A 14,562-nucleotide genomic window follows, 5' to 3' on the forward strand; every position below is an offset into this window, starting at 1 on the left:
CAGAAATGAGAAAGACCCCCCGGGATGAACCCGGGGGGCTTTCTCGTGTGTGCGCGAGGGGGGACTTGAACCCCCACGCCCGTTAAAGGGCACTAGCACCTCAAGCTAGCGCGTCTACCTATTCCGCCACCCGCGCATCTGGGTGATTTGTCGCTTTCGCAACGAGGAACGACATTACCATGCCCGGGGCCGCGCCTCGAACCGGTGCAGCAGCCCGGGCGCGTCCTGCGCGCCGGCGGAGCGCGTCGCGGGGCGTCACGCGTCGGGGGAGCGGCCCCGCCGCAGGTACCGTAGTGGCCATGCCCAAGGTCGTCCCCTACCTGCCCGAGGTCGCGCACGTCGCATCCGAGCTCATCCGGTTCGACACCTCCAACTACGGCGGAGGCCGGGCGAACGGCGAACGCGAGGCCGCCGAGTACGTCGGGGCATACCTCGAGGACCTCGGCCTCGAAACCGAGTACTACGAGCCGATCCAGCGCCGCACCAACGTGTGCGCGCGCATCCCGGGGCGCAACCGCGACAAGCCGGCCCTCGTACTGCACGGGCATCTCGACGTCGTGCCCGCCGTCGCCGAGGACTGGAGCGTCGACCCGTTCGCGGGAGAGATCCGCGACGGCGTGCTGTGGGGCCGCGGCGCGGTCGACATGAAGGACATGGACGCCATGATCCTCACCGCCGTGGCCGAGCTCGTGCGCGCGGGGGAGCAGCCCGAGCGCGACATCATCGTGACCTTCTTCGCCGACGAGGAGAACGGCGGGGTCGAAGGGTCGGCCCTCGTCATCCGCGACCGCCCCGAGTGGTTCGCTGGCGCGACCGAGGCCATCAGCGAGGTCGGGGGCTACTCGATCGCCGTCGGCGGTCGTCGCGCCTACCTGCTGCAGGTCGGCGAGAAGGCCCTCGTCTGGCTCAAGCTCGTCGCCCGCGGTCGCGCCGGCCACGGCAGCGGCCTGCACCCCGACAACGCCGTGACGAAGCTCGCCGAGGCCGTCGCCGCCCTCGGCCGCACCGAGTGGCCCATTCGCCTCACCGACACGACCTCCCAGCTGCTGGCGGGCCTCGCCGACATCACCGGTGATGACGCCGGCGACCCCGACGCCCTTGCGTTGCGCACGGGCGCGGCATCCGCGTTCATCCGCTCGACGCTGCGGACCACCACCAACCCCACGGGACTCACCGCGGGCTACAAGCACAACGTCATCCCCGACCGCGCCGAGGCACTCATCGACGTGCGCGTGCTGCCGGGGACCGAAGAGGCCGCCCTCACCGACATCCGCCGCATCGTCGGACCCGACGTCGACATCGAGATCGTGCACCAGGACATCGGGCTCGAGGTGCCGTTCTCGGGCGACCTCGTCGACGCCATGGTCGCCCAGCTCGGCCGACACGACCCGGGCGTGCCCGTGCTGCCGTACCTGATGGGAGGCGGCACCGACAACAAGGCGCTGTCGGCCCTCGGCATCGCCGGCTACGGATTCGCGCCGCTGCGACTCCCCGCCGATCTCGACTTCACCGGGATGTTCCACGGTGTCGACGAGCGCGTCCCCGTCGACGCGCTCGAGTTCGGTCGACGAGTTCTCGCCGACCTCCTCCGAACGTACTGAAGGACCGAATGCACATCTTCGAGGTGATCATCCTCGGGCTCGTCCAGGGCCTGACCGAGTTCCTCCCCATCTCCTCCAGTGCGCACCTGCGCATCGTGGGCGAGTTCCTCCCGTCGCAGACCGACCCGGGTGCGACCTTCACCGCCATCACCCAGATCGGCACCGAGCTCGCCGTGCTGATCTACTTCCGCAAGAAGATCGTCCGCGTGATCTCGCGGTGGTTCGGCTCGCTCACCGGCAAGGTGCCGCGCAACGACCCCGACGCCCGCATGGGCTGGCTCGTCATCATCGGCACGATCCCCATCGCCCTTCTGGGTGTGCTGCTGCAGAGCCTCATCCGCGACAACTTCCGGAGCCTGTGGATCACGGCCATCGTGCTCATCGTCTTCGGCATCCTGCTCGGTCTCGCCGACCACTACGGAAAGCGTCGCCGAGACCTCGACGACCTCACCTACCCGCACGGCATCGCCTACGGCTTCGCCCAGGCCCTCGCGCTCGTGCCCGGCGTCTCGCGCTCGGGTGCCACCACGACGCTCGGCCGCGCGCTCGGATACAAGCGCACCGCCGCGGCGGAGTACTCGTTCCTGCTCGCCGTGCCCGCGGTGTTCGCCAGCGGTCTGTTCGAGCTCTACAAGAGCTTCGACGAGGGCACGGGCCCGTACACGCTCGGCGAGACGGCCATTGCGACGATCATCGCGTTCGTCGTCGGCTACGTCGTGATCGCGTTCCTCATGCAGTACCTCAAGCGCGGCAGCTTCCTGCCGTTCGTGATCTACCGCGTCGCCCTCGGCGTGCTGATCATGGTGCTGCTGGTGCTCGGCGTCATCCCCGCGGAGTCGACGATCATCGCCAGTTGATCCCGGATGCCACGACGGCGCCGTCCCGATCGGGGCGGCGCCGTCGTCGTGTGCGGTGGAGGGGTCCCTGACGGGCTCAGCCACCTTGCAACGCGAGGTCCCTGAGCTTGTCGAAGGGCCGGGCAGGGCGGTGGGGTGCGGTGGCTTCGACAGGCTCAGCCACCTTGGTTCGGCCAGGTCCCTGAGCGTGTCGGAGGGCCGGGACCAGGCGTTCAGCGGCCAGGCGGCGCAGTGGGGTCCGGTGGCTTCGACAGGCTCAGCACCTTGCAACGCGAGGTCCCTGAGCTTGTCGAAGGGCCGGGCAGGGCAGTGGGGCCCGGTGGCTTCGACAGGCTCAGCCACCTTGGTTCGGCTAGGTCCCTGAGCTTGTAGAAGGGCCGGGCAGGGCGGTGGGGTGCGGTGGCTTCGACAGGCTCAGCCACCTCGGTTCGGCGAGGTCCCTGAGCTTGTCGAAGGGCCGGGGCCCGTTGGTCAGTGGCCGGGCGGCGCGGTGGGGTGCGGTGGCTTCGACAGGCTCAGCCACCTTGCAGCGCGAGGTCCCTGAGCTTGTCGAAGGGCCGGGACCCGGCGGTCAGCGACGCGGCGGGTCGTCGCGGCCGGGCTTCGTCGGGCCGTCGCCGCCCCGACGCAGGTACCGCTCGAACTCCTGGGCGATCGCGTCTCCCGAGGCCTCGGGGGAGTCCCACGTGTCGCGGGTCTGCTCGAGCTGGTGGATGTACTCCGTCATCTCCTCGTCGTCCGCGGCGGCGGCGTCGATCGAGGCCTCCCACGCGCGCGACTCGACCTCGAGGTCGCCGCGCGGCACGGTGATGCCGGTGACGGCCTCGAGCTTCTCGAGAAGGGCGAGGGTGGCCTTGGGCGACGGGGTGTGACCGGCGACGTAGTGCGGCACGCTCGCCCAAAGGCTGGCGGTGGGAATGCCCACGGTCTCGGAGACGACGCCGATGGCGCTCAGGATGCCGACGGGTCCCTCGTACAGGCTCCGCTCGAGTCCGAGCTCCTGGCGGACCACCTCGTTGTCGCTGCCGGCGAAGACCGAGATGGGCCGGGTGTGCGGCACGTCGGACATCATCGAGCCCAGCGCGACGAAGCCGGTGACGTCTTCGCGCAGCGCGACGTCGATGAACTCGGCGGCGAAGGCCTGCCACGCGCGGGCGGGCTCCACTCCCACGAGCAGCCAGATCTCGGCGTCGTCGGAGCGCTCGACGGGGCGCAGCAGTTTCGCCTCGGGCCAGGTCAGGGTGCGACGCCCCTCGGCGTCGAGTCCGACCTGCGGGCGCGTGTACTGGTAGTCGAAGTAGAGCTCGGGGTCGACCGTGTGCACGACCTCGTACTCGGCATCCGCCCGCAGCATCGCGGCGGCGGCCGACGCGGCTTCTCCGGCGTCGTTCCAGCCGTCGAAAGCGGCGACGATGATCCGGCGACCCAGTGCGTCCACGCAACCTCCTCTGCCCCGTCGGGGCTGACTTCCAGAATAGGCGTACGGGCGAGACCGCGGCCGGAGGGTCCGACCGCTGAAGCGCCGACGGTGGTGGGGAGCGGGTGCGGGCGCGACACCCGCGCTCGATACGATGGAACGATGACTTCTCCCGCCCTCGCCGCGGTCCTGTGGGACATGGACGGCACGCTCGTCGACACCGAGCCGTACTGGATGGCCGCGGAGACCCCGCTCGTGGAGCGCTTCGGCGGCACGTGGTCGCACGAACAGGCCCTCGGCATGGTCGGCCTCGCGCTCGAAGACTCGGCCGGGCTCCTGCAGAACGCCGGCGTGCCGTGGAGCGTCGACGAGATCATCGCGTACCTGACCGACGAGGTGCTGCGCCAGCTCGCGACCGTCGGCGTGCCGTTCCGCCCGGGCGCGTACGAGCTGCTCGCCGACCTGCGCGCGGCGGGTGTGAAGACCGGTTTGGTGACCATGTCGATGCGCCGCATGGCGCTGACGGTCGCCGACCTGATCGACTTCCCGGCGTTCGACGTCGTGGTCGCCGGCGACGACGTCGAACGTCCCAAGCCCTTCCCCGACCCCTACCTGCAGGCGGCCGCGGCGCTCGGCGTCGACATCGCCGACACCGTCGCGATCGAGGACTCGCCCAACGGGCTGCGCTCGGCCATCGCCAGCGGGGCCGTGAGCCTCGGCGTGCCGCACATGGTGTCGCTCGAGGGCGTCGGCGCCGCGCAGCTGTGGCCCAGCCTCTCCGGACGCACCGCCTCCGACCTCCGCGCGCTGCACGCCGCGCACACCCCCATCCACCCCGACGAGACGCGGATCACCCGATGAGCGAGACCCCCCACCTGAGCGGCCCCTTCCGGGTCGGCGACCGGGTGCAGCTGACCGGCCCCAAGGGTCGCATGCACACCATCACCCTGCGCGAGGCGGGCGAGCTGCACACCCACAACGGCGTGCTGAAGCACGAGCTGCTCGTCGGCCAGCCCGACGGCAGCGTCGTCACCAACAGCGCAGGCCACGACTACCTCGCCGTGCGCCCGCTCCTGCGCGACTTCGTGATGTCGATGCCGCGCGGAGCGGCGATCGTCTACCCCAAGGACGCCGCGCAGATCCTCGCGCAGGCCGACATCTTCCCCGGGGCCACGGTCGTCGAGGCCGGCGTCGGCTCCGGCGCCCTCTCGCTGTGGCTGCTGCGCGCGATCGGACCGGCCGGCCGTCTGCTGTCGTTCGAGCGCCGCGAGGAGTTCGCCGAGGTCGCCCGCGCCAACGTCGAGACGTTCCACGGTGAGGCCCCCGCCACGTGGGAGGTCGTCGTGGGCGATCTGGTGCAGAGCCTTCCGGATGCCGTGGAGCCGGCATCCGTCGATCGCGTCGTGCTCGACATGCTCGCCCCGTGGGAGTGCATCGACGCCGTCGCCGACGCGCTCACCCCGGGCGGCGTCGTGCTCTGCTACATCGCCACCGCCACGCAGCTCAGCCGCGTGGCCGAGTACATCCGCGCGACGGGGCTGTTCACCGAGCCGGATGCCAGCGAGACGATGGTGCGCGGCTGGCACGTCGAGGGTCTCGCGGTGCGCCCTGATCACCGCATGGTCGCGCACACGGGCTTCCTCATCACGGCGCGCCGTCTCGCACCCGGAGCGATCCCGCCCGAGGTCAAGCGCCGCGCGTCGAAGTCGAGCTACGGCGACGACGACGTGGAGCTGTGGACCCCCGGCGCGGTGGGCGATCGCGAGATCACCGACAAGAACCTGCGCAAGCGCGTGCGCGAGGCGCAGAAGTCGGCCGAGGGCGTGCGGCAGTCCGTCGCGGGGGCTGCGTCGGAGGACACAGGTTCGACCGCCTAAACTGTTCCGGTGCGCAGACTCCCCGCTCTCGTTGCCGTGACCGCCCTGGCCGGAATGGGCCTCGTCGGGTGCTCGGCATCCGCCGCCTCGTCGTGCCCGACCCCCACCGACAGCTCGATCGCCGCGGTGGTCGACGCCAGTGGCGACTTCGGCTCCGCGCCCACCGTCTCGGTGCGCTCGCCCTTCGTCCCCTCGCAGGCCGGGACGCAGACCCTCATCGAGGGTGACGGTCAGCGCATCACCGCCGACGACCAGTTGGCGTTCGTCGACGTGACCGTGCTCGACGCGACCACGGGCTCGCAGGTCATCGCGACGCAGTATCCCTCCGACGTGGCCTCGGCGACCCCGATCGTGCGTCTCACGCAGGCGATCCCCTCGCTCACCCCGATGCTGCACTGCGTGGCCGAGGGCTCGCGCGTGGCCGTGGCCCTCCCCGGCGACCAGCTCGGCGCGCAGGGTGCGCAGGCGCTCGGCATCGACGAGGGCGACAGCGCGATCTTCGTCTTCGACGTGCGCAAGGTGTTCCTCCCGGCTGCGAACGGCGCCGACCAGTACAACGCCGACTCGGGCATGCCCTCGGTCGTGCGCGCACCCGACGGCACGCCCGGTGTGGTCATGCCCGCCGGAGACGCGCCCACCCAGGAGCGCTCGCAGACGATCGAGAAGGGCGACGGCGAGACCGTCACCGCCGACTCCTCGGTGATCATCCACCTGCAGGGTGTCGCGTGGGGCGCCAAGACGACGTTCGCGTCGACCTGGAAGAACGGCGCGCCCGGACAGGCGAAGGTCTCGGGCCTGCCGCCGGCGCTCGCGAGCGCCCTCGAGGGGCAGACCGTCGGCTCCCAGGTGCTCGTCGTCGTCCCCGCCGATCAGACCGACCAGGACCAGCAGATCCTCAAGGCGCCGGCCGGTAGCGCGCTGGTCTACGTGGTCGACATCCTCGGCACCGTCGGCTGAGCCCGACGATCCGCCTGCCGCGGCACCGCGGCGGGCCGCGCAACCGCGCCTAGGATGGGCGAGTGTCCGCCACTGCGTCTCGTAGCGCTCCCGAAGAGCGCCTGGTGAACCTCGTGGTCGCGCTCATGGCGACCGAGCAGGGGCTCACCAAGGACACGATCCTGTCGTCGGTCACCGGCTACCGAGAGCAGCTCGAGGCCGGAGCCTCCAAAGACGCGCTCGAGAAGATGTTCGAGCGCGATAAAGAGAACCTCCGCGGACTCGGCGTGCCGATCGAGACGATCGGCAACCGCGCCGACCCCGACGACCTGCGCGAGGCGCGCTACCGCGTGCCCACGGCGGAGTACGCGCTCCCCGACGACATCGTGTTCAGTCCGGCCGAGGTCGCGCTGCTCAACATCGCCGGCGGCGTGTGGGGGAGCGAATCACTCTCGGCCGACGCGCGCAGCGGCCTGCGCAAGATCCGCGCGCTCGGCATCGTCGTCGACGAGCCGATCATCGGCTACGCCCCGCGCATCCGCGTGCGCGACGCCTCGTTCCCGACGCTGCAGCGCGCGATCGAGCAGAACCGCGTCGTGACCTTCACCTACCTGCGCCCGGGCGAGGCGCAGCCGCGCGAGCGGCGCATCCGCCCCCTCGCCTTGGTCGAGTACGAGGCGCGCTGGCACGTGTACGGGTTCGACCTCAACATGGACGCCGATCGCACGTTCCTGCTCTCGCGGATCGTCGGCGACGTGACCGTGCGCCGCGAGAAGTTCGCCCCCGAGCTGCTCGAGGGCGCGGGCGAGCGCGCGGTGGCGGGGCTCCGTGCGGTCGCCGCCCGTCAGCTGGCCCTGCTGGAGGTGCATCCCGGCACCGAGGCCTCGCTGCGTCTCGCGCGTCGGGCCCAGGAGGCGCCGCAGGACGCCCCGCAGGGGATCGTCGTGCCCTACGTCGACCTGCACGTCTTCGCCGACGAACTCGCCTCGTACGGACCCGAGGTGCGCGTGGTCGAGCCCGCCGACCTGCGGGCCGAGGTCATCCGTCGCCTCGAGGCGACCGTCGTGCTGCACGGGGGTGCCGCGTGATCCCCGAACGCCCCGTCGCCGCCCTCGACCGGGCGGCCCTGCTGCTGCAGCTCGTGCCCTACCTGCTCGGCAAGGGCGAAGTTCCCGTGGCCGAGGCCGCGGCCGACTTCGACGTGACCCCCGACGAGATGCGCGCGATGGTCGAGCGGCTCACCGTGATCGGTCTTCCCGGAGAACGCGGCTACTGGCAGCTGCCGCACGACCTGTTCGACATCGACTGGGATCTGCTCGACCGCGACGACGTCATCGCCATCACCAACACCGTCGGCCTCGAACGGTCGCCGCGGCTGACCGCGCGCGAAGCCGCTGCCCTTCTCGCCGGGCTCCAGCTCGCCCGTAGCCTGCCGGGCTTCGGCGACAGCGAGCTCGTCACGGCGCTGCTCGCCAAGCTCGCGCGAGGGGCCGCCACCGCGCCGCCGCCGGTGATCGTGGCACCCGGCCCGGTCGACGGCGTGCGCGACGTGGTCGACCGCGCGCTGCGCGCCCGCGTGGCCGTCACCTTCACCTACCGCGCGCCGGGCGCCGAGCCGACCACCCGCACGGTGGATCCGATCAAGGTGCACATCGCGAACGACCAGTGGTACCTGCAGGGCTGGGACCACCTTCGGAAAGCGGTGCGCACGTTCCACCTCGACCGCGTGAGCGCGCCGAGCGTGACCGACACCCCGGCGATCCACGGAGCCGACCCGGTGCCCGAGTTGTTCGCCCCAAGCGACGACGAGGTGGTCGCGCGTTTCCGCTTCCCCCGCGCGGTCGCGCCGTTGCTGGCCGACTACCTCGAGCGCGCCGAGGTCGACGACGATCATGACGGCACCGCCGTGGCATCCCTCCGCCTCGCCGACGAGCAGAGCCTCAAACGCCTCGCCGCCCGCCGCGGGGGAGAGGTCGAACTGCTCGAACCGGCCGGGGCACGTCGTGCCGCGGCCGCCTGGGCGGCGGCCGGACTGGCGCAGTACCGCTGATCGCGTCCGTTTTCCGCCCGCGCGCCGTGGCTGAAGCCCGCCGCAACCACGCGGGTTAGACTGAAGCTCCGCACGAACGAGTCGAGGAGTCCTCATGTTGCAAGGTCTGACCGGATGGCACCTGCTCGCCGTTCTCGCTGTGATCCTCCTTCTTTTCGGTGCCGCCAAGCTGCCGGCGCTCGCGAAGAGCATGGGCCAGTCGGCCCGCGTGTTCAAGAGCGAGATGAAAGAGATGAAGCGCGACGACGAGGTCGCTGCCGCCCCCGAAGCCCCGCGCGCCACCGACGCCGGCACTGCGCCGTCCGTCGCCCCCGAGCCGCGCAGGTCGACCGACCCCACCGTCTAACCCGTGGTGACGGCAGGTCCGCCGCGCATCGACGTGCCCGAAGGGCCGCGGCGCGACAAGCGCATGTCGATCGGGGCGCACCTGGTCGAGCTGCGCAAGCGGCTCATGATCGCCGCGCTGGCGCTCGTCGTCGGCATGGTGGTGGCTTTCGCCATCACCGACCCGATCATCCACCTCATCACCGAGCCGATCCGCGTGATCGCTGAGAGGCGTGGCGACGACTTCTCGGCGCTGAACTTCACCTCGGTGACCTCGGCGTTCGATCTGCGCATGCGCATCGCCTTCACGATCGGCATCTTCCTCTCGGCGCCGGTCTGGCTCTGGCAGATCTGGGCGTTCATCATGCCCGGGCTCACGCGCAAAGAGATCCGCTACACGGTCGGGTTCGTGGCATCCGCCGTCCCGCTCTTCTTCGTGGGCTGCTGGGTGGGCCTGCTGATCGTCCCGCACGTGATCGAGCTCATGTGGGGCTTCACCCCCGAGGGCGGCGTCAATTTCTACAACGCCGTCGATTACTACGACTTCGTGTTCAAGCTGTTGATCGTGGTGGGCGTCGCGTTCGTGCTGCCGGTGTTCCTCGTCGCCCTCAACGTGGCCGGCGTCATGAGCGGCAAGGCGATCCTCAAGGGCTGGCGCGTGGCCATCCTCATCGCCACACTGTTCTCGGCCCTCGCCACCCCCGCGGCCGACATCATCAGCATGTTCCTGCTCGCCGGCATCCTCACCGTGCTGTTCTTCGCGGCCGCCGGCGTCTCGATGCTGTTCGACCGGCGCAAGGCCCGCCGACTCGCCGCGGCGGAGATGCCGTCGGGGCCTCTCGCGTGAGTTCGCCGAGTCCGGCCGAGCGTTTCGCGCGCGCCTCCGCCCGTTCCACGCACCCGCACACGGCGGATTTCGCCGAGATGCAGCGCTTCGAGCTCGATGATTTCCAGATCGCCGGATGCCACGCCCTCGAGGATGGCCGGAGCGTGCTGGTGGCCGCTCCCACCGGTGCCGGCAAGACGATCGTCGGCGAATTCGCGATCCACCTCGCGATGCTCGAGCCCGGCGACAAGGCGTTCTACACCACGCCCATCAAGGCGTTGTCGAACCAGAAGTTCCACGAGCTGCAGGAGATCTACGGCGACGACGAGGTCGGCCTGCTCACCGGCGACACCAACATCAACGCCTCGGCGCGCATCGTCGTGATGACCACCGAAGTGCTGCGCAACATGCTCTACGCCGACTCCCCGGCGCTGCGCGGACTGCGGTTCGTCGTGATGGACGAGGTGCACTACCTCGCCGACCGCTTCCGCGGGGCGGTGTGGGAGGAAGTGATCATCCACCTCCCGCCGTCGGTCAAGCTCGTGTCGCTGTCGGCGACCGTGTCGAACGCCGAGGAGTTCGGCGACTGGCTCGACACCGTGCGGGGCGACACCGAGGTGATCGTGTCGGAGACCCGGCCGGTGCCGCTCGAGCAGCACGTGCTCGTGCGCGGCGACCTGCTGCCGCTGTTCGACGACCGGGCCGGAGTCGCCACCGCGCAGGTCAACCAGGAGCTGCTGCGCATCCGGGGCGGCAACGCCGGCGGATACGAGAACAACCGGCGCGCGCAGGAGTACCGCTCGCAGCGTCACGCGGGCGGCCCGCGCCACGCGCACCAGCGGCGCGGCGGGCACAAACCGCTGCGCGCCCAGCAGGGCCCGCGCATCGAGCGCATCGACCGACCCGAGGTCGTCGAGCTGCTGCAGCGCAACCACCTGCTGCCCGCGATCTTCTTCATCTTCAGCCGGGCCGGCTGCGACGCGGCCGTGCAGCAACTGCGCCGGGCGAATGTGCGGCTGACCTCCGCCGAGGAGCGGGTCGAGATCCGCCAGATCGTCGACGAGCTGACCTTCACCCTCAAAGACGAAGACCTCGCCGTGCTGCACTTCTGGGAGTGGCGGGAGAACCTCGAGCGCGGCGTCGCCGCGCACCACGCCGGTCTGCTGCCGGCGTTCAAAGAGGTCGTCGAAGAGCTGTTCCGCCGCAAGCTCGTCAAGGTCGTCTTCGCGACCGAGACGCTCGCGCTCGGCATCAACATGCCGGCGCGCACCGTCGTTCTCGAGAAGCTCGAGAAGTTCAACGGCGAGGCGCGCGTCGCGATCACGTCGGGGGAGTACACGCAGCTGACCGGTCGCGCCGGTCGCCGCGGCATCGACGTCGAGGGCCACGCCGTCGTGCAGTTCACCGAGGGGCTCGACCCGCAGTCGGTCGCCGCCCTCGCCTCGCGCCGTACGTACCCGCTCAACTCGAGCTTCCGGCCCACGTACAACATGGCCGTGAACCTCATCGACCAGTTCGGTCGGGCGCGGGCGCGCGAGATCCTCGAGTCGTCGTTCGCGCAGTTCCAGGCCGACCGCTCGGTGGTGGGCCTCGCCCGCCAGGTGAAGGAGGCCGAGGAATCGCTCGCCGGCTACGAGAAGGCGATGACGTGCGACCGCGGCGACTTCCGCGAGTACTCCACCATCCGGCGCGAGCTGAGCGATCTCGAGAAGATCAATCGACGGGATGCCACGGCGCCGCGCCGTCTGCGCGATGAGCGGCAGCAGCAGATCCAGTCGCTGCGCAAGCGCATGCAGCGGCACCCGTGCCAGTCGTGCCCCGACCGCGAGGCCCACGCCCGGTGGGCGGAGCGTTACTGGAAGCTGAAGCGCAGCACCGACAAGACCCGTCAGCAGATCGACCAGCGCACCGGCACCGTTGCGCGCGTGTTCGACCGCGTGGTCGAGGTGCTCGCGGCGCTGGAGTACGTGGCGATCGAAGACGACGGTGCCACCGTGCTGACGCGTGCCGGGCGCACGATGCGCCGCATCTACGGAGAGCGCGACCTGCTCGTGGCCGAGTCGCTGCGCCAGAGGCTGTGGGAGGGGCTGGACGCCCCGTCGCTCGCTGCCCTCGCCTGCTGCCTCGTGTACGAGCCGCGGCGCGACGAGGCGGGTCCGGGCGAGCGCGGTCTGCCGCGCGGTGCCTTCCGCGGGGCCCTGGACGCCACGCAGACGCTCTGGCAGGAGCTCGACGACCTCGAACGCGACCACCGGCTGCCGGGCTCGGAGTCGCCCGCCTCCGGCCTCGCGCCGGCGATGCACGCGTGGGCGAAGGGCCTCCCGCTCGACAGCGTCCTGACCCTCGCCGACATGGCCGCCGGAGACTTCGTGCGCTGGGCGAAGCAGACGATCGACCTGCTCGATCAGATCTCGCTCGTGGCCGAGCCCAAGCTGGCCGGAACGGCTCGCACCGCGCTCGACGCCGTGCGCCGCGGCATCGTCGCCTACACGTCGGCATGAGCGCCGCATCGACGACCACCGCCGCCGCGGTGGCCCCGACCCGGGCGCCGTTGGTGCGGCTCGCGTTCGCGGCGCCGCTGTCGGTCGTCGCCGGCCTCCTGCTCGTCACCGCCTTCCCCGCCCTGGCATGGTGGCCGATGGCCTTCCCCGCCGTCGTGCTCGCCCTCGTCGTGCTGATCGGGCGCCGCTTCTGGTCGGCCGTGCTGATCGGCTTCCTCTTCGGGGCGGCGTTCTTCTCGGTCAACCTGCTGTTCACGGCGCGCTACCTCGGCCCGATCCCGTGGCTCGCCCTGTCGGTGCTCGAGTCGCTGCTGACGGCGGTGCTCGCGGCGCCGATCGCCCTCGCGTACCGGTGGCTGCCGCGGGTGGTCCCGGGGCGTGTGGGGCGCCTGCTGCTGCTCCCGGCGCTCGTCGCGGGGCTGTGGACCCTGCGCGAGCAGATCGTGGGCTCGTGGCCCTACGGCGGATTCCCCTGGGGGCGCATCGGCGTCTCGCAGGTCAACGGACCGTTCGCCGAGGTCGCGTCGTGGGTGGGCATGTCGGGGCTGTCGTTCCTCGTCGTGCTCGCGTGCGCGATGCTCATCGAGGTCGTGCGGGGCGGGCGCGTGCGTCGCGCGGTGCGCGCAATCCCGGTCGCGGCGCTCCTAGCCGTGCTGGTCGTGCTGCCGCAGTTCCCCACGACCGCCGCGGGGTCGCTGCGCGTGGGATCGGTGCAGGGCAACGGCCCGGCGGGCTACTTCGACCAGCGCGCGCGCAACGCCGTGCTGAACGCCCAGCTCGCGGCATCCGCCCCCCTCTTCGGTGAAGACATGGACGTCGTGCTGTGGCCGGAGGGCGGGGTCGACTCCGACCCGACCGCGAACGCGCAGACCTCCGCGGCGCTGTCCGAGCTGTCGCGGCGCCTCGACGCGCCGCTGCTGGTCTCGGCGGTGACCGAGCGCGGATCGGAGTTGTTCAACTCCTCGCTGCTGTGGACCGCCGACGGGCAGACCGGTGAGACCTACGACAAGCGGCATCCGGTGCCCTTCGGCGAGTACGTGCCCGACCGCGCGTTCTGGGAGCCCTTCGCGCCCGACCTCATCGGCCTCATCGGGCGCGAGTACACGCCCGGCACCGCGCGCCCGCTCGTCGATCTGAACGGCATCGGCGTGGGCCTCGCGATCTGCTTCGACGTCATCTACGACGACGTCGTGTGGGACGGGGCGAACGAGGGCGCCGAGGTCTACATGTTCCAGACGAACAACGCCGACTTCCGCGGCACCGACGAGAACCTGCAGCAGCTGGCCTTCGCGCAGATGCGCGCGATCGAGACCGGGCGCTCGGTGGTCAATCTCTCGACCGTCGGCACGAGCCAGGTGATCGCCCCCGACGGGGCGACCCTCGACGCCCTGCCCATCGACACCGCCGGGCACATGCTCACCGAGGTGCCGCTGCGCACCGGCCTCACCCCCGCGGTCGTCATCGGTCCCGCCGTGAAGATCGTGATCGGGTGGGGGAGCATCGTCGCGTTGCTCGCGGCGGGTCTCGTGGTCGCGGTGCGCCGCCGTCGCCCGCAGGCCTGAGCAGCGGCTGGCGGCGGGCCTGGTCGCCGCGGTGCGGCGCCGTCGCCCGCGGGCCTGAACAGCACGCATCCGAGAACGACGTCGGGCGTCGTCGCCGCGGCGGGTGCGATGCGGCCATCGCGCAACGACGAAGACGCCGGCCCCCGAGGGGACCGGCGTCTGAATCTTCGTCGCGCAGCGGGTTACGCGCTGAGCTTCTCGTTGCCTGCGCCACGACGGGCGCGCACGAAGGCGAGGCGCTCTTCGAGCAACTCCTCGAGCTCGGGCAGCGTACGACGCTCCAGGAGCATGTCCCAGTGCGTGCGGGCGGCCTTGTCGCCCGAGTGGTCGACGGTCGCGATGTTGTCGCCGACACGCAGGAGCGCCTCGGCGCCGCATGTGCGGCATTCCCAGGCGTCGGGAACCTCGGCGTCAGCCGCGAAGGTCAGGACGGTCTCGCGTCCGCAGGTGCTGCAGACATAGGTGTGTTGTGCACGGTCGTGGAACACGACGCCGTCTTCGCTCTGGAGGCTCTGGGCGCCGAGTCGGATGCCGCGGAGACTGCGGTCTGCCATTTTGTGGTCCTCTCGTCGGTCCCCATGTATAACGTTCGCACCTGTGCGCTTTATTCG

At 70.9% G+C, this 14,562-nt stretch carries 13 protein-coding genes and 1 tRNA gene; 11 read left to right on the top strand and 3 right to left on the bottom strand.

Annotated features, from left to right (window positions below; genetic code table 11):
* Positions 1-50: 50 nt before the first annotated feature.
* Positions 51-136, bottom strand: a tRNA-Leu gene (locus FS769_RS10835).
* Positions 137-299: 163 nt separating this feature from the next.
* On the opposite strand from FS769_RS10835, the gene FS769_RS10840 reads away from it, so the two are divergent.
* Positions 300-1,601, top strand: coding sequence for a M20/M25/M40 family metallo-hydrolase (locus FS769_RS10840; RefSeq protein ID WP_144833316.1), 1,302 nt, complete (start codon positions 300-302; stop codon positions 1,599-1,601).
* Between the two features lie 8 nt (positions 1,602-1,609).
* Positions 1,610-2,458: an undecaprenyl-diphosphate phosphatase gene (locus FS769_RS10845; protein WP_144833318.1), complete on the top strand. Its 849-nt coding sequence runs from the start codon at positions 1,610-1,612 to the stop codon at positions 2,456-2,458.
* 571 nt (positions 2,459-3,029) lie between these two features.
* Here FS769_RS10845 and FS769_RS10850 read toward each other — a convergent pair.
* Complete coding sequence (locus FS769_RS10850; protein WP_144833320.1) at positions 3,030-3,896, bottom strand: PAC2 family protein; 867 nt, start codon at positions 3,894-3,896, stop codon at positions 3,030-3,032.
* A 141-nt stretch (positions 3,897-4,037) separates the two neighbouring features.
* Between FS769_RS10850 and FS769_RS10855 the strand changes: the two genes are divergently transcribed.
* The 9 genes from FS769_RS10855 to lnt all read left to right on the top strand — a co-directional run bounded on the left by FS769_RS10855 (position 4,038) and on the right by lnt (position 13,951).
* On the top strand, positions 4,038-4,736 hold the full coding sequence (locus FS769_RS10855) for an HAD family phosphatase (protein ID WP_144833322.1): 699 nt from the start codon (positions 4,038-4,040) through the stop codon (positions 4,734-4,736).
* Entirely contained in the window at positions 4,733-5,752 is a 1,020-nt protein-coding gene (locus FS769_RS10860; RefSeq protein ID WP_144833324.1) for a tRNA (adenine-N1)-methyltransferase, read from the top strand. The genes FS769_RS10855 and FS769_RS10860 overlap by 4 nt, the downstream gene beginning before the upstream one ends.
* Before the next feature lie 9 nt (positions 5,753-5,761).
* The gene (locus tag FS769_RS10865; RefSeq protein ID WP_144833326.1) at positions 5,762-6,709 is read left to right on the top strand and encodes an FKBP-type peptidyl-prolyl cis-trans isomerase; all 948 of its coding nucleotides are present in this window, start codon (positions 5,762-5,764) and stop codon (positions 6,707-6,709) included.
* A 62-nt stretch (positions 6,710-6,771) separates the two neighbouring features.
* Positions 6,772-7,776 carry a YafY family protein gene (locus FS769_RS10870; protein ID WP_144833328.1) on the top strand — a complete coding sequence of 335 codons (1,005 nt, stop codon included), beginning with the start codon at positions 6,772-6,774 and terminating at the stop codon, positions 7,774-7,776.
* A complete protein-coding gene (locus FS769_RS10875; RefSeq protein WP_144833766.1) occupies positions 7,776-8,738 on the top strand; it encodes a WYL domain-containing protein in 963 nt (320 codons plus the stop codon). The genes FS769_RS10870 and FS769_RS10875 overlap by 1 nt, the downstream gene beginning before the upstream one ends.
* Positions 8,739-8,832: 94 nt before the next feature.
* Positions 8,833-9,084 (top strand): Sec-independent protein translocase subunit TatA, encoded by a 252-nt coding sequence (gene tatA, locus FS769_RS10880; RefSeq protein ID WP_144833330.1) that lies wholly within the window; start codon positions 8,833-8,835, stop codon positions 9,082-9,084.
* Between the two features lie 63 nt (positions 9,085-9,147).
* Positions 9,148-9,909, top strand: a complete 762-nt coding sequence (gene tatC, locus FS769_RS10885) for a twin-arginine translocase subunit TatC (protein WP_144833767.1) — start codon at positions 9,148-9,150, stop codon at positions 9,907-9,909.
* A complete protein-coding gene (locus tag FS769_RS10890) occupies positions 9,906-12,389 on the top strand; it encodes an RNA helicase (RefSeq protein WP_144833331.1) in 2,484 nt (827 codons plus the stop codon). The genes tatC and FS769_RS10890 overlap by 4 nt, the downstream gene beginning before the upstream one ends.
* Positions 12,386-13,951: an apolipoprotein N-acyltransferase gene (gene lnt, locus FS769_RS10895; protein ID WP_144833333.1), complete on the top strand. Its 1,566-nt coding sequence runs from the start codon at positions 12,386-12,388 to the stop codon at positions 13,949-13,951. Before FS769_RS10890 ends, lnt begins: the two co-directional genes overlap by 4 nt.
* 182 nt (positions 13,952-14,133) lie before the next feature.
* Here lnt and FS769_RS10900 read toward each other — a convergent pair whose 3' ends face one another.
* Positions 14,134-14,505: an RNA polymerase-binding protein RbpA gene (locus FS769_RS10900; RefSeq protein WP_144833335.1), complete on the bottom strand. Its 372-nt coding sequence runs from the start codon at positions 14,503-14,505 to the stop codon at positions 14,134-14,136.
* Positions 14,506-14,562: the final 57 nt, after the last annotated feature.

Source organism: Microbacterium sp. BH-3-3-3 (genome assembly GCF_007679045.1).
In the GTDB taxonomy this organism is placed as follows: domain Bacteria; phylum Actinomycetota; class Actinomycetes; order Actinomycetales; family Microbacteriaceae; genus Microbacterium; species Microbacterium algihabitans.

Excerpts from the sequence above, each read along its gene's own strand:
- FS769_RS10840 (WP_144833316.1), top strand. The coding sequence starts at position 300 with ATGCCCAAGGTCGTCCCCTACCTGCCCGAGGTCGCGCACGTCGCATCC.
- FS769_RS10845 (WP_144833318.1), top strand. The coding sequence starts at position 1,610 with ATGCACATCTTCGAGGTGATCATCCTCGGGCTCGTCCAGGGCCTGACC.
- FS769_RS10855 (WP_144833322.1), top strand. The coding sequence starts at position 4,038 with ATGACTTCTCCCGCCCTCGCCGCGGTCCTGTGGGACATGGACGGCACG.
- FS769_RS10860 (WP_144833324.1), top strand. The coding sequence starts at position 4,733 with ATGAGCGAGACCCCCCACCTGAGCGGCCCCTTCCGGGTCGGCGACCGG.
- tatA (WP_144833330.1), top strand. The coding sequence starts at position 8,833 with ATGTTGCAAGGTCTGACCGGATGGCACCTGCTCGCCGTTCTCGCTGTG.
- tatC (WP_144833767.1), top strand. The coding sequence starts at position 9,148 with ATGTCGATCGGGGCGCACCTGGTCGAGCTGCGCAAGCGGCTCATGATC.
- lnt (WP_144833333.1), top strand. The coding sequence starts at position 12,386 with ATGAGCGCCGCATCGACGACCACCGCCGCCGCGGTGGCCCCGACCCGG.
- FS769_RS10900 (WP_144833335.1), bottom strand. The coding sequence starts at position 14,505 with ATGGCAGACCGCAGTCTCCGCGGCATCCGACTCGGCGCCCAGAGCCTC.